At 45.7% G+C, this 1,158-nt stretch carries 1 protein-coding gene; it reads left to right on the forward strand.

The genetic code is table 11. The features are described from left to right. Nucleotides 1-1,085, forward strand: a 1,085-nt coding sequence (locus HMPREF9538_RS30400; RefSeq protein ID WP_071813930.1) for an IS4-like element ISVsa5 family transposase, incomplete at its 5' end; no start/stop codon positions are given. Nucleotides 1,086-1,158 lie beyond the last annotated feature (73 nt).

Here is a 1,158-nt window from a genome sequence, read left to right on the forward strand (position 1 = left end):
CCGAACTTGGCCGTAACCTGCCAACCAAAGCGAGAACAAAACATAACATCAAACGAATCGACCGATTGTTAGGTAATCGTCACCTCCACAAAGAGCGACTCGCTGTATACCGTTGGCATGCTAGCTTTATCTGTTCGGGCAATACGATGCCCATTGTACTTGTTGACTGGTCTGATATCCGTGAGCAAAAACGGCTTATGGTATTGCGAGCTTCAGTCGCACTACACGGTCGTTCTGTTACTCTTTATGAGAAAGCGTTCCCGCTTTCAGAGCAATGTTCAAAGAAAGCTCATGACCAATTTCTAGCCGACCTTGCGAGCATTCTACCGAGTAACACCACACCGCTCATTGTCAGTGATGCTGGCTTTAAAGTGCCATGGTATAAATCCGTTGAGAAGCTGGGTTGGTACTGGTTAAGTCGAGTAAGAGGAAAAGTACAATATGCAGACCTAGGAGCGGAAAACTGGAAACCTATCAGCAACTTACATGATATGTCATCTAGTCACTCAAAGACTTTAGGCTATAAGAGGCTGACTAAAAGCAATCCAATCTCATGCCAAATTCTATTGTATAAATCTCGCTCTAAAGGCCGAAAAAATCAGCGCTCGACACGGACTCATTGTCACCACCCGTCACCTAAAATCTACTCAGCGTCGGCAAAGGAGCCATGGATTCTAGCAACTAACTTACCTGTTGAAATTCGAACACCCAAACAACTTGTTAATATCTATTCGAAGCGAATGCAGATTGAAGAAACCTTCCGAGACTTGAAAAGTCCTGCCTACGGACTAGGCCTACGCCATAGCCGAACGAGCAGCTCAGAGCGTTTTGATATCATGCTGCTAATCGCCCTGATGCTTCAACTAACATGTTGGCTTGCGGGCGTTCATGCTCAGAAACAAGGTTGGGACAAGCACTTCCAGGCTAACACAGTCAGAAATCGAAACGTACTCTCAACAGTTCGCTTAGGCATGGAAGTTTTGCGGCATTCTGGCTACACAATAACAAGGGAAGACTCACTCGTGGCTGCAACCCTGCTTACTCAAAATCTATTCACACATGGTTACGTTTTGGGGAAATTATGAGGGGATCTCTCAGTGCTCAGCATGTTTGAGTGCTTTACTCGCCGCGGGTTGAGAAATATGTAAAACTTCAGCC

The sequence above is a fragment of the Klebsiella sp. MS 92-3 genome, assembly GCF_000195655.1.
GTDB lineage: Bacteria > Pseudomonadota > Gammaproteobacteria > Enterobacterales > Enterobacteriaceae > Klebsiella > Klebsiella pneumoniae.